General features: G+C 65.1%; 20 protein-coding genes. 15 read left to right on the top strand and 5 right to left on the bottom strand.

Features of this window, described 5'->3' with window-relative positions; translation table 11 throughout:
• Positions 1–77 precede the first annotated feature (77 nt).
• Positions 78–611 carry an outer membrane beta-barrel protein gene (locus VN706_21015; protein HXT18124.1) on the top strand — a complete coding sequence of 178 codons (534 nt, stop codon included), beginning with the start codon at positions 78–80 and terminating at the stop codon, positions 609–611.
• A gap of 152 nt (positions 612–763) precedes the next feature.
• On the opposite strand, the gene argH is transcribed toward VN706_21015, so the two are convergent.
• The 3 genes from argH to argR all read right to left on the bottom strand — a co-directional run bounded on the left by argH (position 764) and on the right by argR (position 4002).
• Positions 764–2164, bottom strand: coding sequence for an argininosuccinate lyase (gene argH, locus VN706_21020; GenBank protein ID HXT18125.1), 1401 nt, complete (start codon positions 2162–2164; stop codon positions 764–766).
• The gene (locus tag VN706_21025; GenBank protein ID HXT18126.1) at positions 2161–3438 is read right to left on the bottom strand and encodes an argininosuccinate synthase; all 1278 of its coding nucleotides are present in this window, start codon (positions 3436–3438) and stop codon (positions 2161–2163) included. Before VN706_21025 ends, argH begins: the two co-directional genes overlap by 4 nt.
• Positions 3439–3540: 102 nt before the next feature.
• Positions 3541–4002, bottom strand: a complete 462-nt coding sequence (gene argR / locus VN706_21030) for an arginine repressor (GenBank protein HXT18127.1) — start codon at positions 4000–4002, stop codon at positions 3541–3543.
• Positions 4003–4085: 83 nt separating this feature from the next.
• Here argR and argC point away from each other — a divergent pair, with 83 nt between their 5' ends.
• The 11 genes from argC to VN706_21085 all read left to right on the top strand — a co-directional run bounded on the left by argC (position 4086) and on the right by VN706_21085 (position 14722).
• Positions 4086–5045 (top strand): N-acetyl-gamma-glutamyl-phosphate reductase, encoded by a 960-nt coding sequence (argC, locus tag VN706_21035; protein HXT18128.1) that lies wholly within the window; start codon positions 4086–4088, stop codon positions 5043–5045.
• Positions 5042–5800, top strand: coding sequence for an acetylglutamate kinase (argB, locus tag VN706_21040; GenBank protein HXT18129.1), 759 nt, complete (start codon positions 5042–5044; stop codon positions 5798–5800). The genes argC and argB overlap by 4 nt, the downstream gene beginning before the upstream one ends.
• A gap of 2 nt (positions 5801–5802) precedes the next feature.
• The gene (locus VN706_21045; protein HXT18130.1) at positions 5803–6981 is read left to right on the top strand and encodes an acetylornithine/succinylornithine family transaminase; all 1179 of its coding nucleotides are present in this window, start codon (positions 5803–5805) and stop codon (positions 6979–6981) included.
• Positions 6981–7514 (top strand): GNAT family N-acetyltransferase, encoded by a 534-nt coding sequence (locus tag VN706_21050; protein ID HXT18131.1) that lies wholly within the window; start codon positions 6981–6983, stop codon positions 7512–7514. Before VN706_21045 ends, VN706_21050 begins: the two co-directional genes overlap by 1 nt.
• A gap of 46 nt (positions 7515–7560) precedes the next feature.
• A complete protein-coding gene (locus VN706_21055; protein HXT18132.1) occupies positions 7561–7941 on the top strand; it encodes a GntR family transcriptional regulator in 381 nt (126 codons plus the stop codon).
• A gap of 1 nt (position 7942) precedes the next feature.
• Entirely contained in the window at positions 7943–8848 is a 906-nt protein-coding gene (locus VN706_21060) for an ABC transporter ATP-binding protein (GenBank protein HXT18133.1), read from the top strand.
• The gene (locus VN706_21065; GenBank protein ID HXT18134.1) at positions 8845–9522 is read left to right on the top strand and encodes a hypothetical protein; all 678 of its coding nucleotides are present in this window, start codon (positions 8845–8847) and stop codon (positions 9520–9522) included. Before VN706_21060 ends, VN706_21065 begins: the two co-directional genes overlap by 4 nt.
• On the top strand, positions 9515–10654 hold the full coding sequence (locus VN706_21070; GenBank protein ID HXT18135.1) for a hypothetical protein: 1140 nt from the start codon (positions 9515–9517) through the stop codon (positions 10652–10654). Before VN706_21065 ends, VN706_21070 begins: the two co-directional genes overlap by 8 nt.
• Positions 10645–11877 carry a hypothetical protein gene (locus tag VN706_21075; GenBank protein HXT18136.1) on the top strand — a complete coding sequence of 411 codons (1233 nt, stop codon included), beginning with the start codon at positions 10645–10647 and terminating at the stop codon, positions 11875–11877. Before VN706_21070 ends, VN706_21075 begins: the two co-directional genes overlap by 10 nt.
• Positions 11878–11909: 32 nt before the next feature.
• Entirely contained in the window at positions 11910–12530 is a 621-nt protein-coding gene (locus tag VN706_21080; protein HXT18137.1) for a hypothetical protein, read from the top strand.
• Positions 12531–12625: 95 nt separating this feature from the next.
• Positions 12626–14722 (top strand): M28 family metallopeptidase, encoded by a 2097-nt coding sequence (locus VN706_21085; protein HXT18138.1) that lies wholly within the window; start codon positions 12626–12628, stop codon positions 14720–14722.
• Between the two features lie 42 nt (positions 14723–14764).
• On the opposite strand, the gene VN706_21090 is transcribed toward VN706_21085, so the two are convergent.
• Complete coding sequence (locus tag VN706_21090) at positions 14765–16135, bottom strand: hypothetical protein (protein HXT18139.1); 1371 nt, start codon at positions 16133–16135, stop codon at positions 14765–14767.
• Positions 16136–16302: 167 nt separating this feature from the next.
• On the opposite strand from VN706_21090, the gene VN706_21095 reads away from it, so the two are divergent.
• Positions 16303–17025, top strand: coding sequence for a Crp/Fnr family transcriptional regulator (locus tag VN706_21095; protein ID HXT18140.1), 723 nt, complete (start codon positions 16303–16305; stop codon positions 17023–17025).
• Positions 17026–17158: 133 nt separating this feature from the next.
• Positions 17159–18049 carry an alpha/beta fold hydrolase gene (locus VN706_21100; protein HXT18141.1) on the top strand — a complete coding sequence of 297 codons (891 nt, stop codon included), beginning with the start codon at positions 17159–17161 and terminating at the stop codon, positions 18047–18049.
• Here the strand turns inward: VN706_21100 and VN706_21105 are convergent.
• Positions 18039–18467 (bottom strand): hypothetical protein, encoded by a 429-nt coding sequence (locus VN706_21105; GenBank protein ID HXT18142.1) that lies wholly within the window; start codon positions 18465–18467, stop codon positions 18039–18041. The two genes, VN706_21100 and VN706_21105, sit on opposite strands and share 11 nt — an antisense overlap.
• Positions 18468–18573: 106 nt before the next feature.
• On the opposite strand from VN706_21105, the gene VN706_21110 reads away from it, so the two are divergent.
• The gene (locus VN706_21110; GenBank protein HXT18143.1) at positions 18574–19566 is read left to right on the top strand and encodes an HD domain-containing protein; all 993 of its coding nucleotides are present in this window, start codon (positions 18574–18576) and stop codon (positions 19564–19566) included.
• Positions 19567–20062: the final 496 nt, after the last annotated feature.

Below are 20062 nucleotides of genomic sequence, written 5' to 3' on the forward strand. Positions count from 1 at the left end.
GCTTGGCACAAATCTGGATGCCCCCAAAGCGCTCAACACCACCTTCACCGCAACACCGACCAAGCTTGAGGACCACCATGAAACTCGTCTCCGCCTGCACTTCGATCCTCCTCGCCCTCACGCCAATCGCGGCCACTCAGGCCCAAGCCTCCGACCTCCATTTCAACATCGGCGCTGGCGCCAGCATCCCGAACGGCGACTTCGGCAGCCATAACGACGTCGGCTACAACGTACTCCTCGGACTCGGCACCACTCCGCGCGGCTCACCGCTTGGCTTTCGTGTCGAGGGCATTTACAACGAATTCTCCGTGAGCAACGGCGGAAACGCCAAATCGCACGCCGGCGGCGTTACAGCCAACGCGATCTACGCGTTCAACGTTGCCGCGCCAGGAACGACCGGAAACTCGTTGTACGTCATCGGCGGACTCGGCTACTACACCACGCGCGAGCCGTTCCTCATCAACGACAGCGAAACGAATTTCGGCTGGAACGTCGGTGCCGGCTTCCGGTTTCCGCTGACCGGCTTCTCAGCCTACATCGAGGCGCGGTATCACACCGTCTCGAACACTGACGTGCGATTCACGCCGATCACGTTCGGGCTGATTTTCTAAGGACGCACGCGTGTGTCATCGGGCGAGCGTAAGCGAGTCGAGGGAGCGCCGTCCCGGCGGAGGAGCTATATGCGGCGCTCCGCTGAGAAGGGGGTCCCTCGACTCCGGCGCGACGCGCCTCCGCTCGGGAGGACAAAAGCGATATTTGAATTCTATAACGCCCGCTGCGCCGCCTCGAGCTGCGCGCGCACGGAGCTCGGTCCCGTTCCACCATCCACTTCACGTTGTTCCACCGACGCCAGCGCCGAGAGAGCGCCGAACACGTCCTGCTCGAACAGCGGATGCGCCTCGGTGAACGCCGCCAGCGGCAGCGTATGCAGCTCCGCTTTCTCCCGCTCGCAGCGGCGAATCAACCCACCGACCGCTCCATGCGCCTCGCGGAACGTGGCGCCCTTGCGCACGAGATAGTCCGCGAGATCCGTCGCCATCATGGTGCTCGACAACGCCGCCCGCATGCGCGCCGGCTTGAACTCACACTCGGCGAGCGCGCCTGAGACCGCGGGCAGCACCAACAGCAGCGTATCGACCGCGTCGAACAGGACGCGCTTGTCGTCCTGCAAATCCTTGTTGTAACTCGTCGGCAAGCCTTTCAACGTCGCGATCAACGTCGTCAGGTCGCCGAGCATCCGGGCGGCCGACCCGCGCGCAAGTTCGAGCGCGTCCGGATTTCGCTTCTGCGGCATCATGCTCGAGCCGCTCGTGAACGCATCGCCAAATTGCACGAAACCAAACTCGCTCGAGCCGTAGATGATCAAATCCTCGGCGAGGCGTGAGAGGTGCGTCCCGATCATCGTGGCCGTGAACAACAGTTCGGCGACGAAATCGCGATCGCTGACGGCGTCGATCGAGTTCGGCGTGATCGCCGCGAAGCCGAGGCTGCCCTGCAGCAACACACGCGAGACGGGATATGCGCACCCCGCCACCGCGCCCGAGCCAAGCGGCAACACGGCGGCCGAGCTGCGCGCGGAGCGCAGGCGTACGCGATCGCGCTCGAGCGGCCAGAAGTGCGACAGCAGCCAATGCGCACCCGAAACCGGTATCGCGCGCTGCATGTGCGTGTACGACGGCATCAAGGCCGTCTCGAGCCCGTGCGCCTGATCGATCATCGTTTGCTGCAGCTGACGCACCGCGTCGTCGAGCCGTTCGGTGGCGTCCATCGCCCACATGCGGGTTGCGGTGGCCACCTGATCGTTTCGGCTACGGCCGGTGTGCAGCTTCGACGCGACGTCGCCGATCTCGTCGTGCAGCAACCGGTCGATCATCGTGTGCACGTCTTCGTCGCTCTCGATCGGCTGCTCACCGTGCTCGAGGCGGCGCGCGACGGCGTCCAGGCCGCGCTCGAGATCATTGCACTCGCCAAGTGTGAGCACGCCGGCGTTGTACAGCGCCATCGCCCAGGCCTTCGAGAGCTGGACATCGAATGGCCACAGACGGAAGTCGACGCCGATCGAATTATTCAGCGCATCGAACGCCGGAGCGGGGCCGCCGCCGAAGCGGCCGCCCCACAACTTGTGCGACTTGGCGGCCGCCGAATTCAACGCCGTCGCCGTCACGCGATCTGCAGCGTCGGCTCGTCCGACACCGCCTCGGCCGGACACGGCACGGGGAGATCGTTGGTCAGTCCCATTTCCTGATCCTTGATCGCGCGCACGCGCGCCGGCAGCGCGAACAGGCGAATGAAGCCCGCGGCATCGCTCTGCTCGTACACGTCGTCTTCGCCGAAGGTGACGAAACGCTCATCATAGAGTGCGAATTCGCTCTGGCGGCCGACGACGGCGGTCGCGCCCTTGAACAGGCGGAGCGTCACGCTGCCCGTCACGCGCGCCTGCGTGACGTCGACGAACGCGTCGTACGCTTCGCGCTCGGTCGTCCACCAGCGCCCTTCGTACACGAGATCAGCGTAGCGCGGCGCGATGAGATCCTTCGCGGCCAGCGTACGGCGATCGAGCACGAGCTGCTCGAGCTCCGAGTGCGCCGTATAGAGCAACGATCCGCCCGGCGTCTCGTACACACCGCGCGATTTCATGCCGACCATGCGGTCCTCGACGAGATCGACGACGCCGCACCCGTGCTTTCCGCCGAGCGCATTGAGCGCGGCGATGAGATCGACGGGCGCCAGGCGCATGCCGTTCACAGAGACCGGTGTGCCTTTCTCGAACGCGATCGTCACGTTCTCCGGCATGTTCGGCGTTTCAGTGACGTTGTTGGTGAGCTGCAGCAGATCATCCGGCGGCGCGGCGTTCGGGTTTTCGAGAATGCCGCCTTCGTGCGAGAGGTGCCAGAGGTTCGCGTCGCGCGAATAGATCTTCTGCCGAGTCGCGGTGATGGGAATACCGCGCGATTCGGCGTAGGAAATGGCGTCTTCGCGGCTGCGAATGTCCCACACGCGCCAGGGTGCGATCACCTCGAGATCCGGCGCGAACGCGGCGTACGTCAGCTCGAAGCGTACTTGATCGTTGCCCTTGCCGGTGCAGCCATGCGCCAGAGCGTCGGCGCCGACCTGGCGCGCGACCTCGACCTGACGGCGCGCGAGCAAGGGACGTCCCATGGAAGTCCCCAGGAGGTACTTGCGATTGTAGACCGCGCCGGCGCGGAGCGTTGGATAGATGAAGGACTCGACGAACTCTTCGCGCAGATCTTCGACGAAGCACTCGTCGGCGCCCGAAGCAAGCGCCTTGGCGCGAACCCCGCTCAGCTCGTCCGAGCCTTGGCCGATATTGCCGGCGACGCAGATGACGCGGCAGCCGGGGTAGTTCTCCTTGAGCCAGGGAACGATGATGGAGGTGTCGAGTCCGCCGGAGTAGGCGAGGACAATGGTGCGGGGCATTCGCGCTCCTGAGTATGCAAGGTTATGCAGTCTACATGCATAATTAATCACATCGCTCGCGCGCGTCAATACATGCCAAGAACCCTTTTTTGTCGACGACCTCTACTCTTCCGACGCCAGCCGCACGATGCGCGCGGATACAGCCTCCCGCGCTACTCCCGACCGGCAGATGATGAGAACCGTGTTCTCCCCCGCCAGCGTTCCCATGATCTCCGGCCAACCCTGATCGTCCAATGCTTCGGCGATCGGCTGGGCGCCGCCGGGCAACGTGTGCAGGACGAGCAGTTCGCTCACGCCGTCGATCCGTGAGAACCATTGTGGTAAGATGCTGTCCAGCGATGGTTTAGCATCGTCCGCCACCATCTCTGGAAGCAGGTACCGCGACCCTTCCTCGCTGGGGGCTCGAACGACGCCGAGCTCGCGCAAGTCGCGGGATAATGTCGCCTGGGTGACTTCCCAGCCGCGACCGCTCAACAGCCGGCGAAGATCTTCCTGATTCGCGACATGGTGGCTACCGATCAGTCCCAAGATCGCCGCCTGGCGGGTCTGCTTGTCGCGCGTCAAATCACACCCACCCTGGGAAAATCGCGGGCGGTGCAGTCCACGCGGCCATTGACATGGAATTCATGCATTATTATGCATTATACGTGAATAAGATTCCAGTCGGTGTGCTCGGGGCCAGCGGATACGCGGGTCGCGAGCTCTGCGCACTCATCCAGCGACACCCCGGCCTCTCGCTCACGTTCGCGACCGCGAACGAGCAGCGCGGGACTACCGTCCGCGCAGGCGGGCGCGATCTCACGTTCGTCGCGCCGGACGACGCGGCGCTCGACGATGTCGAGCTCGTGTTCAGCGCGCTGCCGCATGGCGCCTCGAAGGAGTGGGTGGAGCGCATCCGTATCGCCGGCGCGCGTGCCGTTGATCTATCGGCGGACCTGCGTCCTGGCAACGGGTGCGAGGGAATTCCCTATGGATTGACGGAGCTGACGCGGGAGTTGGTCTCGGGCGCGGCCGTCGTCGCCAATCCCGGTTGCTATCCGACCTCGATTCTCCTCGCCCTGGCGCCGCTGTTCGAGCGCGGACTCGTGGCGGACGGCGCGACGATCGTCGCCAACTCGGCGAGCGGTGTGACTGGAGCGGGTAATTCGCCCAAGCGCGAGCTGTTGTTCGGCGAGGTGAGCGAGGATTATCGCGCGTACGGCATCGGAAACACGCATCGCCATCTGAACGAGATGCGAGCGACACTCGGCACATGGAACGCCGCTGCCGACCTCGTGTTCACGCCGCATCTTCTGCCCGTCGCGCGCGGGATTCTGTCGACCATCACGGTACCGCTCGCGCGGCCGCTCGCCGACAGTCTCGCGCCGTGGAACGAGGCGTACGCCGGCGAGCCTTTCATTGAAGTAGTCAAGGAAACGCCGTCGCTGCGCGATGTGGCGTATCGCAACGTCGTGCGGATCTCGGCGACAATGCTGGCGAACACGCGGCAGCCAATGCTGCTCGTCACGTCGGCGATCGACAACCTGATGAAGGGCGCCGCCGGGCAGGCCGTGCAGAACGCGAACCTCATGCTCGGTCTGGATGAGGTTGCGGGGCTGCAGGCATGACGCGCGTCATCAAGGTGGGCGGGCGGCCGCAATCCGACCCTCTGCTTCCCGGCATCATCGCTGCGGCGAGCCGCGTACGTGGTGGGCTCGTCGTGGTGCACGGCGGCGGCGATGAGGTGTCGACGCTTCAGGGCGCACTTGGAGGAAGCACGAAGTTCGTCAACGGACGTCGCGTGACGACCTCGAAGGACATCGACATCGTGCGCATGGCGCTGTCGGGCAGCGCGAACAAGCGGCTCGTCGCGTCGTTTGTCGACTGTGGTGTGAACGCGGTCGGCATTTCCGGTGAAGATGCCGGTTTGATTGCCGCCTTGCCGATGGATCCGGAGCAGCTCGGATTCGTCGGGTCGCCGGGTCGCATCAATGTGGCGTTCCTGCGTTTCCTCTTGTCCGGCGGCTACACGCCGGTCATCTCGCCGGTCAGTCGCGACGCGAGTGGCAGCCTGGGCATCGCGCTGAACGTGAATGGTGACGATGCGGCCGCGGCAATTGCCGTTTCGGTCGACGCCGAGGAGTTGTTGCTGGTGTCGGACGTTGAAGGGGTGATGTCGGACGGTGCCCTGGTCCGATCGCTGTCGGCGATCGAGGCGACTGGACTGATCGTGAACGGAACCGCGGCGGGCGGTATGCAGGCGAAGCTGCAGGCCGGACTGGCGGCGCTCGAGGGTGGCGTGATGCGCGTTCGCATCTCCGACATCCGGGCCATCGATGATTTGTCGCGCGGCACGGTGCTGCGCTCCACGGGAGGAGAATAGAGATGACGACGTCCATCGCACCCTCGGCATCGCCCAGCGCGCTGCTTGGCAACTACAAGCGCGCGCCGTCGGAATTCGTCGACGGAGACGGCGTGTATCTCGTGGACGCGGACGGCAAGCGCTATCTCGATTTCGTGAGTGGCATCGCCGTGAACGCGCTCGGTTACGGCGACGCGGGTCTGCGCGCGGCCATGCACGCCGCGGCGGACGGTCTCGTACACACGTCCAATCTGTACGCGACGAGTGCAGGCGAGCGATTGGCTGCGACGCTGGTCGAAAAGTCGTTCGCGTCGAAGGTGTTCTTCTGCAACTCCGGCGCGGAGGCCAACGAGGGCGCGTTCAAGTTCGCGCGTCGCTGGGCGCGCACGCAGGGTGACGCGAAGCACGAGATCGTCGCGCTGCGCGGCTCGTTTCATGGACGGTTGTTCGGAACCCTCGCCGCGACGGATCGTCCGTCGTATCGCATGCCGTTCCGTCCACTCGCGCCCGGGATCTCGATCGTCGAGCGCGACATCGAGGATCTCGCGGTCGCGTTGAACCCGGAGACGGCCGCCGCCGTCATTCTCGAGCCGATTCAGGGCGAGGGTGGCGTGCGCGTGCTGGACGCGGGGTTCGTGCGCGAAGTGCGCGCGCTCACGCGCGAGCGGAACGTCGCGCTCATCTTCGACGAGATTCAGTGTGGCCTTGGCCGCACCGGGACGCTCTTCGCGTATGAGCATTTTGGTATCGAGCCCGACATGGTGACGCTCGCGAAGCCACTCGCCGGCGGGTTGCCCATGGCCGCGGTGTTGATGACCGAGCAAATCGCTGAAACGATCAAGCCCGGCGATCACGGCACGACGTTCGGCGGCGGGCCGTTCGTCGCGAGCGTGGCGAACCATGTCATCGATCGGGTCTCCCGTCCGGAGATGCTGAAGCATGTCGCGGAGAATGGCGCGTGGCTCGGCCGTCAGCTCAACGAGATCGCGCATCGCACGGCGCGCATTCGCGCGGTGCGCGGGCTGGGCTACATGTGGGGCATCGACGTCATGGGCACCGCCGCGCACGTCGTGAGCGAAGCATTCAACGCCGGCTTGCTCGTCTGCAGCGCGGGCGAGTACACCGTGCGTCTGCTGCCGCCGCTCGTGATGACGCGCGACGAGCTTGCACTCGGCCTCGGGAAGCTCGAAGAGATTCTCTGATGACGGCGGACGTGATCATCCGGCGCGCACGCACCGAGGACGCGGCGGCGTTGGCGCAGCTCATCGGCACGTTCGCCGACGACGCGCTGATGCTTCGCCGTACACCCGAGATGATCGAGCTCGCGATCCACGACTACGTCGTAGGCGCACGGCGGGCGAACGGGGCGATCGTCGCGTGCGGCGCGTTGAAGGAATACTCGCCGTCGGTGGCGGAGGTCGCGGCGATCGCGGTGTCGCGCGAGGTGCACGGGTGCGGGGTCGGGCGCGCGATCGTCGACGCTGTCGAGGCGCTCGCCATCAAGCGCGGGGTATACGACGTCTTCGCGCTCACGCTGCAGCCCGCATTTTTTTCAGCGGTCGGGTACCAGCGCGTGGATCGCGCGCGCTACCCGGAGAAGATTCGCCGAGATTGTTTGGCGTGCGCGAGGCGGTTTGCGTGCAATGAGATTTGCTTCGCGAAGAATCTGAAGATCGAGGCGCGGGCCGCCGCGACCGAGGTGATACGCCCGCATTTGACTATTGCGGCTGCGTAGTCCGAGTGTTACTGTATCACAACAATGATACAGTCGCTCGCGGTCGATGTTTGAACGCATCGACCCTAGAAGTCCAACCCCGCTCTACGCGCAAATAGCGGCGCGGCTTCGAGTTGCGATAGCCGCGGACGAGCTGCGTCCCGGAGCGGCACTACCGTCGGTGCGGCAGTTGGCGGCGCAGCTTCGGATCAACCCGGCGACGGTTGTCCAGGCGTATCGGGAGCTCGAGTCCGAGGGGCTCGTTGCCACACGACAGGGCGCCGGGACGTACGTCCTCGACGTTCCTCGCGACCGGCTCGAGACGGATCGCCGGGCGGAAGCGCGGCGTCTCGTGCGCGAGCTGCTGGCTGATGCGGGCCGATTGGGGATCTCCGCGGCGGACGTACGCGCCGCGATAGAGCACGAGCTCAACGGGAGGAACGAGTAGCGTGACGCTCGCCATCGAAACGCGCGATCTCCAGTACCGCCCCGGCCGCGGATTTCAGATCTCTAATTTGAGTATGCATGTGCCGTCCGGGGCCATCTATGGCTTTCTCGGGCCGAACGGCGCGGGGAAGACCACGACAATCCGCCTGCTGCTTGGATTGCTGCCGCCCGGCGGCGGAACAATCACGGTACTCGGGCATGAAATGCCGGCCGACCATGTTGCGGTCACGGCACGAACGGGGTACGTCCCCGAGCGCCCCCACTTGTATCCGACGCTCACGGTCGACGATGCGCTCCGCTACCACTCCGCGTTTCACGCGCGCTGGGACCAGCGCTGGGCCGGCGAGCTGCAGCGCGAATTCAATCTCGTGCCGGATCGCCGTGTGGGCTCGTTATCGAAGGGTGAGACCGGAAAGTTGATGATGCTCCTCGCCCTTGCGCAGCAGCCGGATCTGCTGCTGCTCGACGAGCCGACAGACGGGCTCGATCCCGTGGTTCGGCGCGAGGTGCTCGAGGCGCTGCTGGCGTACGTCTCGAATCACCACGCAACGGTGCTCATCTCGAGTCATCTCGTGCACGAGCTCGAGCGGATCTGCGATTGGATCGCGGTCATGGATCGCGGCTCACTCGTCGCCGAGTTACCGATGCAGCAATTCAAGGATGGGATCAAGCGGCTCTCGATCGTGAATCCGCCGCGCGTGACGGCCGACGCGCCGTTCACTGTGCTGACGCGGCGTCAGCAAAACGGCAGCGGCGAACAGTGGCTCGTGCGCGGCTGGTCGAACGACATGCGAGAGTATTTCGGACCGCAGGGCGCGACGCTGCGCGAAGTCGTGGATCTCGATCTCGAGGATGGATTCGTCGAGCTGCTGCGGTCGTTCCGCAGCAAGGCCGAGGTGACGCGATGAACCGACCGACGATGTGGCGTGCGATTCTCGAGACGCAATGGAAGTGGTGCAAGGGCTTGGCACTGCTCGGCGTTCTCATCGTCTTCGCCATTCCGCTCGTCTCGTTGCGGACCGCGGCATTCGCGGCCGATGAAGCGCGCGTATCGCCGCTCGCGACCTTTGTATTGACCATGCAGGGGTGGGGCGTCGGGTATGCGATCGCGGCCGGCGCGCTCGGACTCGCGACCGCGATGCTGGCGTGGGCGTCGGATCATCGCCTGCGGCATGTCTATGCGCTGTCGCTTCCCATCGCGCGGTGGCGGTACGTGTGGTATCGATTTGCGGCGGGGATCCTGATGCTCGTGATTCCGGTCATCGCCCTGCTGATCGCGACCGAAATCGTGGCGCACAGCTCGATGGTGCCGAAGGAGCTGCACGCCTATCCTCTCGCGCTGACGCTGCGTTTTGCATTCGCGACGCTCGTGGCGTACGCGTTGTTCTTCGCCATCTCCGCCGCGACGCCGCGAACCGCGGGATACATCCTTGGCGCGATTGCGCTCATCATCGTCGCACAGGTGGTGCTCTCGTCGGCGAACTCGCACATCGACATCCTGTCGCACGCCATCGACGTCCTGTTCGCGACGCCGGGACTGCTGGCGGTGTTCGGTGGTCGTTGGGCGCTGGTCGATGTCTAGGCGCGTCGTTGTCGCGATCGCGGGACTGATGCTCGCGAGACATGCCGGCGCTCAGACCGTGGCCGAGTTCAGGGGACGTGTCGATTCGTTGGCGAAGACTTGGCGTCCGATGGCGGCAGCCGAAGCAATTCGGCAGACCAAGACGTACTTGAACCTGCCTCCCGACTCTGTGCGCGTGGGCGACGTGATCGCACGCTCCGATTCGAGCAGCGCGGCGCTCGCGTACGAGGCAGCGCAACGCTTGGCGCCCGTCGTCGAACGGGCGTACGGCGCGTTCGCTGAACGACTGCTTCGCCATCCGTTCGTCGTCATCTCACCCGGCGATCCGCGCGCTCGCGACGTCGTGACGAGGTCCGCGAGCTCGTCGAGCCCTCGGGACCGTCTTCCGGTGTTGACGTCGAGCGCCGATTCGACCGGACGCCTTACGCTGCGCAGTTCCGTGTATCCGACTGCCGACGCGCTGTATACCGCTTGGGCCGCAAAGGCGCAGCAGGTCGTCATGGATGAGCTGGGACCCCCTGTCCGCGACTGGCTTGGCGGACCCATCGCGCTCACTCAACCCACGCGAGACGATTGGTCATCCGCGCGCGTCGCGTTGCTGCTTGCCGCCTCAAAGGCCGATCGCGAGTGTGCGGACGGAGACGTACAGCGGTGTCTTCAAGTACTCGGGCTTTCGGATTCTCTAAATCCCGTATTCGACTTCTATGATGCATCGGAACGTTCCAGCCTGATTCGAACGTTTCGACAGATCCTTCGAACGGCGGACGTGCACCTCTACGACCGATGCACGCAACAAGGACTGCAACCAGCATGCGATTCAGTCGCCGAGCTGATTCCGGGAGATGCACTGTCGCTCCCTGCGCCGCCGCTCGTGCGGCAGAGCTTCGTCCGCTTCGCGCTTCAGCTGGGCGGGTCAGGCGCCTTCGATCGCTTCGCGGCCAACGGCTCGCGCCGCGAGCGCATCGAGGCGGCGGCGAAGATGCCGATCGATTCGGTGGTCGCGCGCTGGCGCGCCACGATCGCTGACACCAAGTCGACGTCGACGGCGATTGACCTCATGACGGCCGTTTCGTCGCTCGTGTGGGCGGGGGCATGCGCCGGCCTCGCACTGAGGAGCTCGCGATGGCGCTGACCGTTTCCCGCTGGCTGCTCGTTACGGTCCTTGCTTGCGCGTTTATCTGGTTCGGCGCGCTGTTTCGCGCAACGCCTCCGGCGATGAGTGCGCCAGAAATCATGGCGCCCAGAGAGTGGGAGTATCGCGGCAGCCCGGCAGCGGCGATGGAAGGACAACTTGCGCGCGCCAACGGCAGACTGCGTTCGCTCGAATTGCGCGATTCGCTGCTGCAGGCCGCGCGCAACCTTCGCGGGCCGCAGCCGATAGTGATGCTCGATCCGAAGCTGAGCGAAGTCACTCGGCAGCGCCTGCTCTCAGCGATCCAGACGCAGTGGGCACGGCTGCACATCACAACAACACAGCCGACGGTGATTGCCGTCGTCCTGGACACTCTGGAGATGCCGCACGGCCTGCCGGTTGCTCGATCGCTCATGCCGGGTACGCCGATCGAAGGGTTTCTGCCCGATGCCGCAACGCAGGGCGTCTGCGTGTCGATGGCACATGTGCGGGGCCTGCGGACGAACGTTCGGCTAGATCTCGATCGCATCATCGCTCGGCTCATTACGTCGCCGGAAACGATCGACGCGCTCCTGAATCCGTGCGCGTTGTATGCCGAGTTCGGCATGCCGAGCCGCACGGTGCAGCGCTGGATGTTCGATACGCGCTGGGCACCCGCGCGCATCGCTGCGTGGAACGAAGAATCCGCTCCGTGGCGCGGGCTATCTCGCAGCCCGATGTACGGTCGCCAGCCCGACTGGCAAGTTGACAATCAACAGGATCAACTACGCGCGCTCGTCACACCCGCCGGGGTGGCGTGCATCGCCGGCGAACCGGGCGCGTGTCAACGCATTTTGTTCAGCTCACGGGCCAGCGGCGTCGACTCCGCGTGGCGCTCGCACGTCGTCACGTCGTTCGGAAGCAGCGTGTCGAGCTTCTATGGTCCAGTGCGTCGCACGCCGCTCGGTCCGTCCGACGGATTGATCGTGTCGGACATGGTGCATACGCTCGGACACGACCGGTTCGCGCGGTTCTGGCATTCGCCTTTGCCGGCGGTGGATGCGTTCAAGCAAGCGAGCGGCGAGGACGTCGACGCATGGCTGAGGGCGTGGGCGAGAAGAATGTATGGCTCATTCGACATCGGGCCGACGGTATCCATCGTTGGATTGGCAACGGGCGTTCTGGTCGCGATCCTCGGCTTGGGCGGTGCCGTGCTCATCGAGCGGAAGCGGCGCGTGGCGTAACCGTGCGGTGTTTCTGGGATAGATTCAGAGTCATGAATCGTCCGGATCGCCGTGTGGGCGGAGGACTGCGGGGTCTTCGCCAAGCGTTCGATGAAGTGCGTTTCGGCGCGCAGCGCACGTTGAACTTGCGAGAGTCGCTTCCGACGCCGCAGGCCGCGTCTACCCGAGCCGAGGCGTGGCTTCGCCAGCAGCAGATCGATCGTGCCGAGGAAGTGCTCATCATCACCGGTCGCGGCAACAACAGTGAAGGCGGGCATTCCGTCGTGCGCGAAGCGATCATCCGGCAGCTGCATGTGTTGAAGCGCCGCGGTGTGATCGCCGGACACGAGGAGCACACGCCGGGATCGTTCGTCGTGACGCTCGCACCGGTTGCCGCGCTGTGGGAGTCTCCAAAACGCAACGGTGGTCGCGGCGTCGCGCCGCCACCGCGCACGCCACCGTCGTTGGACGACCTCGATAACGACACGCGACTCCTGCTCCACCATCTTGCCGAGCGCGCGCTGGAAGGACTCGGCATCAAGGAGACGGCCGAGTTTCTCCAGGGCGAGATGCTGCGGCAGTTCGGTGCGATCGCGGCGAGTGTGGGCGAGGCGCCCGACCGTGAGAAGCGACTGCGCGAGGCCGTCCGTGCGGCCCTGGACCAGCACGAATAAGCACGAGTAAGCACGAGACCGCGCGAGCGCGACGCGTTGCTTGGCGGTAAGTTCACGGAAGTGTTGATGAACTTTCTCGCACCCGGATTATCTCCGTGAAAACAACATTGGTCATCGTCGTCGCGTCGCTGTGCGGCGCGGCGTTGTCCGCGCAGCAGCCGATGGTCGGCTACACTCCCGCCAACGCGGCGCGTGAACGACAGCTCGAGACGAGCGCGATCGCACGTCCTTCGCCGGACGTTGCGGCGCGCGAATCGAAGGATCTCTCGCGCGAGACGCACGTCTCGGGCACACCGGCGCAAGCGCGCACCCGTGACTACGTGGTCGCGGAGATGAAGAAAATGGGGATCGAGACGGAGGTGCGATCATACGACGTGTGGATGCCGCATCCCGTCTCCGTGCATGCGGCGCGGGTATCGCCACGGCCGAAGGAGCTCTCGTTGGCCGAGCCGCCGGTCGCCGGCGACCCGACGTCCGCGCTCGCGCAATATCCGACGGTCAACGGCTACAGCGGCGAAGGTGACGTCACCGCGGATGTCGTGTACGTGAATTACGGTTTGATCGAAGACTACGCGCAGCTCGATTCGATGGGCGTGTCGGTGAAGGGGAAGATTGCGATCGCGCGCTACGGCCGATCGTTCCGCGGCATCAAGGCGCGCGAGGCGGAGAAGCATGGCGCGGTCGGGTTGTTCATCTACAGCGATCCGCAGGACGACGGATACGTCGTCGGCGACGTCTATCCTGACGGCCCAATGCGGAACAGCGCCGGCGTGCAGCGCGGAAGCATTCTGAATTCCGACGGTGATCCGTCGACGCCGGGGTACGGCAGCAAGGCCGGTGTGCCACGCCTGATGCCTCAGCAGATGGATATCCCGCACATCCCCGTGGTGCCGATCAGCTACGGCAACGCCGCGGAGCTGCTCAAGGACGTGCGTGGCGCGAGCGTACCGCGCGGATGGCAGGGGGGATTAGCGTTTCATTATCACGTGGGGCCGGGGCCGGTGCGCGCACGTCTCGCGGTGAAGGACGACCGCGCCACGAAGGCGGTCAAGCCGATCTACGACACGTTCGGCATCATTCGCGGCACCGAATTCCCCGATGAGCTGGTCATTGTGGGAGGACACCGCGACGCCTGGGGTCCGGGTACAGCCGACAACGTGAGCGGTACGGTGAGCGTGCTCGAGGCGGCGCGCGCGATTTCCGCCGAGCTCAAATCCGGGTGGCGCCCGAAGCGCACGATCGTGTTCGCGACATGGGACGCCGAAGAATGGGGCTTGATCGGCTCGACGGAATACGTCGAAGACGATTCGCTTCGTTTGGCGCGCGGCGCGGTGGCGTATCTCAATCAGGACGTCGCGGCGCAGGGACCCCGCTTCAACGGCGGCGGTTCCCCATCCTTACGTCCGACGTTGCGAGACGTCGCGCGACTCGTTCCCGATCCGAACAACGCCGGCAGCGTATACAGCGAATGGCGCAAGGCGAGTGGTGTCGCGAACGGCGCGGAGCCCGCGATGGGCGATCCCGGCGGCGGCTCGGACTTCGCGGGCTTCTACAATCACCTGGGCATTCCGATCGCCGAGTGGGGATTTGGCGGACCGGGTGGCGTGTATCACTCGCAGTACGACGACTACGCGTGGATGACAAAGTTCGGCGATCCGGGCTTCAAGTATCACGCGGCCGCCGCGCGCATCGCGACGGCAATGATGCTGCGGCTCGCCGACGCCGACGTTCTGCCATACGACTATGTCGAATTCGCGCGAACCATGCGCCGGTATTTGCCCGCGATCGACAGCGCCGTCATGGCGCATCATTGGACCGCTTCCACGACAACGCTCGTGACGTCGATCGATCGCCTCGAGCGTGAAGGCGCGGCGTTCAATGCCGCGCGCGATTCGGCGCTCGCCAACAATGCATCGCGCGCCACGACTGAGCGCGCGAACCAGGCCCTCCTTCAGGTCGAACGAGCGTTGATTCGACCGCAAGGACTGCACAGCCGGCCGTGGTTTCGCAACCTGATTTACGTGGCGGATGAGAACAACGGCTATGCGAACATGGCCCTGCCGTCGATCAACGAAGCCATTCGTGCAAACGACGCGGGTTTGACGCAGTCGGAGATAGCGGATCTTGCGTCACGCTTCGATCGCGCGGCGCAGGCCGTCGCGAACGCGCGCGCGGCACTGCACGCGCCGTAATTCAGTCCTGTAATTCAGTCGCAGCAAGCGATCCGGCGGTGATTATCGGAGGAAGCGTCCGACGATCACCGCCACCATCGTGCTCACCGACAGCGTGAGCAGAAGGATCGCACCCGCGACATAAAGGAGATGGCGCGCCGTGAGCGACGCCGGAAGCGCCAGCCGAATCTCCGATCCGGCGCGCCGTGTCGAAGCCTCGGCGACGCTCGGAACGTCAGTCGCCGCGGTTGTCTCCGTGCTCGCGCGCCGTCGACGCGGCAGCGGCGGTGGATCCGCGATGTCGTCAGGCGGAAGAGACATCACCGGAATGCCCTTGGGTGATGAGCGCCGGCGCGCAACGTATGCCCGCGGCAGCGATTTTCCTTCGACGTCGCGACTCACGGGCACCGCACCCAGGACCGCGCGCGGATTCACCGGACTGCTCGTGCGCGACTGCCGGACGTCGACGACCGTCGACAGCCCGCGGACGGGACTGATTCGATGACCCAGGGGCATCGTACCGGCGGCGGGTGGGGTGAGGAATGGCTTCGGCGGCGTGTCGAACGGTGAGATCGCGAGGACGTCGGTCGGCGTGCGTGGTGCCGCGGGCACCGCGAGATCGAGATCGATCGGCGCGCTCTCTTCGACGACCGCGGTCGTCGCACGCGGCGGTTCGAGCGCAACGACGCCGGCCCGTGCGTCCTTCGCCGACATTCCGCCAAGTGCGCCGCTACACGCGCAGCCGAGTCGTGCGGAAACGTCAATGAGCACATTCTTACCACTCAGCAGCTGCTGCGCGAGCTCGGCAACGAGGTCGTCTCCGTCGATCTCGACGAGCGTGCGCGCACCCGCATCGTTCCAAAGCGCGTCGGCCGAAGGAAGTCCACCGGGCTGGGAGCGAAAGCGGCGACGGTCGGGAGGAATCACCGACTCGAACACGCGCGGTTGCTCGTCGAGCGCGATCTGTCGCTCGGCGAGCATGCCGAGCAGCGCATCCGGCGTCATCCGAATGTCGATCGAGTCATCGATCGCGCCCGGGCAGCGGCCGACGTACGTGATACGCGTGCGCGCGGGTTGCGAGAGCGTGCGGACGTATCGCGCGATCGCGACCGGCGGCGGGACGAGACCGATCATTGCCTGACGCAAGTCTCCGCCGACGCTCAGAAGGCGATGCGCGACGATCGGACAACTGCATTGAATCGCGGGTCCGCCCGTGAAGTGCGGCAACCGGCGAAGCACAGCGCTCGCGATGAGCTCATCGCCCCAGCTCGCGGGGATGACGTTGGCGAAACCCGCGCGCAAACATGCGTGTGCGAGCTGCACCGGCGTCGACGGCGAGGCTGCAAGCAACGCATCCGTTCCGAGGACGACAATCGGAACGGTCTGCGGGACGTTGGGCTGAAAGGACGAGGGGTTGGCCACCGCGAGCGTCATGACGCGGAGAGTATCTGAAGCACGCGTGCAGGAGCGGGATAGCGAGCCGTACAGCGACGTATCCGTGAGCCATGCAACAGAGGGCGGTGCACTAGCCGTGTCAAGAGCGGCCCAGACATTGCAACCCCTGCATTCTGATGCGGGATGTGAGGATGGTTGTGGGGGATATGAACTTGGGCCTCGCGCGGTTGACAGACGCTGAACGAGAAACGCTGACCGCCTACGCCGCACGTGCGTCGTGGCCTTCGGGTTTTGCGATTTATCAACGCGGTGCGGCGGCGGATGGCGTGTTCATCGTGACTCGCGGACGGATCGTTCTGCGAAGCCGAGTGCGCGCCGGTCGCGGATTCGTGCCGTGGATCGCGACGCCCGGCGAGACGTTCGGCTCGGAAGGGCTTTCGCAAAACGCGCGCTACGTCACCGACGCGCGCGCGGATGAAGAGAGTGAAACGCTGTTTTTGAGCTCCGCGCGATTCCGCGCCTTCGTCCGCGAACAGCCGCATCAATCGCTCATGCTCGTCAACCAGCTCATGGGCGAACGCACCGCGCTGCTCGACAAGCTGCGCGAGCTGACGACGCTGAGCGTCGAGCAGCGCCTGCTCGCCACCTTGGTGCGCATGGCCAGCAACAACACATTCACGCGCGAAGATGGCCGCATCGTCCTGTGCACCGCGCGATATCGCCTGCTGTGTGAACTGGTCGGTGCCACGCGCGAATCGGTCTCGCTCGTGCTGGGACGCTTGACAGGCGAAGGGCTCGTGGAGCGCAAAGGCACCTCGCTGATCGTCGCTCCGCCGTCGCAGCTCGCGGAACGACTGGAATCGGGAGCGCTCGACAACGAGCTTCCCTTCCCGGCCATCGCGGACGGAGCGGAACAGGCCCTCCAGTAGCACTCTCATCTCGACAAGCATCGGCACGCCCGCTCCACAAAGAGCGGGCGTGTATATTTTTGGCCCGATTGATCCATGCTCCCGGTTCAGTGTACGTCCGGAGCGCATCCGTGTTTGACCGCCAGCTCTCCGCATGACGACCGTCACGATCGTTGGCCTGGTCGTCCTCGCCTCTGCGCTATATGCGCTGCGATGGCGGCACGTCCGAACACTGACAACGTTCGTTGCTTCACGTGCCCCGCTGGGACCGGACGGCATTGTCATCGGTGCCGAAGGGTTTGTTCTTGCGCGACCCGGCGCGCCTGCGACGCTGTTGCTCCACGGTGCCGGCGATACGCCCCAGACGCTGCGCTACCTCGCCGACCGACTCTTCGAGCGCGGCTATCACGTCGAGGCACCGCTACTCCCCGGCCACGGACGCACGCCGGCGGCGTTCGCTCGGCTGCGAGCCGATGATTTGACAGACGCCGCGAATGTACACTACGCGCGCCTTCGCGAGCGGCACGAATGGGTCGGTGTCGTCGGTTTGTCGATGGGCGGCGCACTCGCGGTGCAAGTCGCCGCCACGGCTCCCGAGCTGCCTGCGCTCGGACTCGTCGCGCCGTACCTGGCCATGCCGCCTGCGATCGAGCGTGCAGCCGCGCTGTCCTGGATTTGGGGACCGATAGTGCCGCTCGTTCGCTCAGGTGACGGACTCTCGGTACTCGACCCGAGTGAACGCCAACGCAGTCTGGCGTACGGCGTGTTCACGCCGGCGGCGCTCCGTGCGCTTCGCGAGACCGTACACCGCGCGGCCGCCGCACTTCCGCGCGTTATGGCGCCGACCCTGGTCGTGAATTCGCGCGGAGACAATCGCATCACAATGCGCGACGCCGAGGCGGCGTTCGCTCGCCTCGGCGCCGACGAGAAGCGCCTCGAGTGGATCGAAGGCGCCGCTCACGTCATCACTGTCGATTATGGCCGCGAAAAAGTGTTCGACATGCTCGCGGACTGGATGGATTCACACCGCGCCGTCAGCTCGTAACACGATCGACGAGATTCTCGCCGAGCTCCTTGAGCGTCTCCACGCCTTCGGTCACGACGGTCGTGGCCTGCTGTGTGATCTCCTTCGCGACGCGAGTCACACGCGAGAGCGGATTGCGACTGCCGCCTTTCTTTGCGCCGCCGGAACTGCGTTTGGTCGCGCTCTTCTTCGCTCCGCTCTTCTTTGCGGCGCTGCCGCGCGAAGCGCTCGATCGTTTGACGGCCGGCTTGTTGCCGCGCTTGGCGTTGCCCTTCTTCGCCATGGACTTCTTGGCGCCGCCTTTCTTCGCGCTCTTCTTCGCGCCGCCTTTCTTCGCGCTGCCGCGCGATTTTGATCCGCCACGCGCGCTCGCGGTCTTGCCCCCGGACTTCGCGCGAGACTTCTTCCTTGCACCGGCGCTGCGCTTGCTGGCCGCCATAGGACTTCTCCTCGGAGTCGGTGGTGAATTTCGTGAATAGACGATAGCAAAAACTGGACACGGCGGTAAGCCTCAATGCATCATTCGCCGCGGATTCCCTCCTCTCATGCCACCGCTTCTCATTCCACATCTCGCTCCCGGTGAACGCGTCACCGGTGAGCTCCTCGTCTATGAGCGCGCCGAGAAGAAGACCAGCAACGGCGATCCTTACGTCGTGCTGACGCTGGGCAACGCGAGTGGAAAGATCGATACGTCGCCGATCTGGTCGGACAAGCTCGAATGGGCCGACGGCGCTCGGTCCGGCAAGGTCGTGCAAGCGATCGGCGACGTCACGATTTACACGCGGGGCGGACCGGGAAAGAAGCAACTGTCGCTGACCGGCCCGGTGAGAATTCTTCCCGACGAAACGTTTCGTGCAGAGGAGTTTCTGCCGGTCATCGACGGCGATTGCGCGAAGTTGTGGGCGTGGGTCGACCGGGTTCGGTCGGAGATGGAATCGCGAACGCTGAGACGTGTGCTCGACCTTTTCTTCGGCGACGACGACTTCCGGGTGCGGTTCGAGCGGACGCCGGCGTCCACCGCCGGGCATCACGCCAAGCTCGGCGGCTTGTTGTTACACGTCTATGAAGTCACGAGCATTGCGCGCCAGGCCGCGCGGACGATGCGCGCGAACGTCGATCTGGTGGTCGCGGGTGCGCTGCTGCACGACATCGGCAAGCTCGAGTCGTACGAGATCGGGCCGGGCGGGTTCACGACGACGCCGTGCGGGCTGTTGCTCGGACACATCGTGCTTGGCTGCCTGATGCTGGAGCGCCGCGTCGCCGCGGTGGGTGAGGCCGTGTGCAACAGCGCGCAGCTCATGGAGCTGCAGCACATGATTCTGTCGCATCATGGCGCGTTGGAGTTCGGCAGCCCGGTGCTGCCGATGACGACGGAAGCGGAAATCGTCCACTGGGCCGACGAGTCGTCCGCCAAGGCCACGGACATGCTCGACCTCCTCGGCGACAGTGAACTGTTTCCCGACGGTCGAGAGATTTCTGAAAAGGCGCATTGGCGCCTGAAGCGGCGGATCTGGCGGCGTCCGCACGACTGGGGATAGCGGGCAGTACTGCCTAGGACCGTACGCGTATCCGCAGGCCTGTTCCGTCGTCCTGTAGGTGGGGCAATGGGAGTGGCTATGGGGAACCATCTGGCGCGCCGGGCGTATAACGCAGGCGCCACTGCGCGCGCCGTGCTTGCCCGGAGTCGATCCCAAGCGACCCCAGCCGCAACACAACCTCAATGTGACAAGTATATAACGTTGAGAGTCTTAGCGAATTAGAAGGTTAGCTGTTACAGGCGTACCGGAGCCGTATTTCCGGGCAGTCAGCTGTCGAGGAGGGACGAATGCGGAAGCCACGCCCGGCTACGTATAACCCAGCGCAGGCCTTGCACTTGATCGCGAACGACCGCACCGGTGCCCCGTTGAGCTGTCCGTCGTGCTCCGGGCCCATCGAACGTGAGCCGGGTGATGTCCCCCCGCCGCCGCGCTCGCATGTCACGCTGCGTTGCGCCGCGTGTGGACGCGTGGCCCGCTATATCGCTGGCGCCGCATA

The sequence above is a fragment of the Gemmatimonadaceae bacterium genome (assembly GCA_035606695.1).
Taxonomy (GTDB): Bacteria; Gemmatimonadota; Gemmatimonadetes; order Gemmatimonadales; family Gemmatimonadaceae; genus JAQBQB01.

Bases quoted from the DNA above. Each gene is read 5' to 3' on its own strand.
- VN706_21015 (HXT18124.1), top strand. From the start codon at position 78: ATGAAACTCGTCTCCGCCTGCACTTCGATCCTCCTCGCCCTCACGCCA.
- VN706_21025 (HXT18126.1), bottom strand. From the start codon at position 3,438: ATGCCCCGCACCATTGTCCTCGCCTACTCCGGCGGACTCGACACCTCC.
- argB (HXT18129.1), top strand. From the start codon at position 5,042: ATGACGCGCGTCATCAAGGTGGGCGGGCGGCCGCAATCCGACCCTCTG.
- VN706_21045 (HXT18130.1), top strand. From the start codon at position 5,803: ATGACGACGTCCATCGCACCCTCGGCATCGCCCAGCGCGCTGCTTGGC.
- VN706_21050 (HXT18131.1), top strand. From the start codon at position 6,981: ATGACGGCGGACGTGATCATCCGGCGCGCACGCACCGAGGACGCGGCG.
- VN706_21055 (HXT18132.1), top strand. From the start codon at position 7,561: ATGTTTGAACGCATCGACCCTAGAAGTCCAACCCCGCTCTACGCGCAA.
- VN706_21065 (HXT18134.1), top strand. From the start codon at position 8,845: ATGAACCGACCGACGATGTGGCGTGCGATTCTCGAGACGCAATGGAAG.
- VN706_21070 (HXT18135.1), top strand. From the start codon at position 9,515: ATGTCTAGGCGCGTCGTTGTCGCGATCGCGGGACTGATGCTCGCGAGA.
- VN706_21075 (HXT18136.1), top strand. From the start codon at position 10,645: ATGGCGCTGACCGTTTCCCGCTGGCTGCTCGTTACGGTCCTTGCTTGC.
- VN706_21080 (HXT18137.1), top strand. From the start codon at position 11,910: ATGAATCGTCCGGATCGCCGTGTGGGCGGAGGACTGCGGGGTCTTCGC.
- VN706_21090 (HXT18139.1), bottom strand. From the start codon at position 16,135: ATGACGCTCGCGGTGGCCAACCCCTCGTCCTTTCAGCCCAACGTCCCG.
- VN706_21095 (HXT18140.1), top strand. From the start codon at position 16,303: ATGAACTTGGGCCTCGCGCGGTTGACAGACGCTGAACGAGAAACGCTG.
- VN706_21100 (HXT18141.1), top strand. From the start codon at position 17,159: ATGACGACCGTCACGATCGTTGGCCTGGTCGTCCTCGCCTCTGCGCTA.
- VN706_21105 (HXT18142.1), bottom strand. From the start codon at position 18,467: ATGGCGGCCAGCAAGCGCAGCGCCGGTGCAAGGAAGAAGTCTCGCGCG.
- VN706_21110 (HXT18143.1), top strand. From the start codon at position 18,574: ATGCCACCGCTTCTCATTCCACATCTCGCTCCCGGTGAACGCGTCACC.